The organism is Massilia mucilaginosa, from assembly GCF_011682145.1.
Taxonomy (GTDB): Bacteria; Pseudomonadota; Gammaproteobacteria; order Burkholderiales; family Burkholderiaceae_D; genus Telluria_A; species Telluria_A mucilaginosa.
Genome location: NZ_WHJH01000359.1, coordinates 1 through 285, shown reverse-complemented (window position 1 = coordinate 285; position 285 = coordinate 1). Strand labels below are relative to the sequence as shown.

The window sequence follows — 285 nt, the reverse complement described above, 5'->3', positions numbered from 1 at the left end:
GCTCTTGATGACGGTCAGCGCCTGCAGCTGCGACACATCGGCCAGCCGGCCGCAGAACGGCCGCCAGCGCGGGTCGACGCGGGGGAACCGCGTTGCGCTGATCCACTGGTCGGCCGGCTGCGGATCGGCGATGAAAGCGGCGAACGCCAGCAGGTCTTCGTAGCGGACGTCGACCAGGTGTTTGCCATGCGCGCGAATCCAGTACAGGAAGCGGTCAGCCTCCTTGCGGCAGTTGCGCACGGTGCGCGGCGACAGATTCGGCCGGCGTAGCCAAAGCGCAATCAG

The 285-nt window shown here is 67.7% G+C and carries 1 pseudogene; it reads right to left on the bottom strand.

Annotated features, from left to right (window positions below):
• Positions 1–285 (bottom strand): annotated as a pseudogene (locus tag F2P45_RS35170) (tyrosine-type recombinase/integrase); the annotation flags it as partial.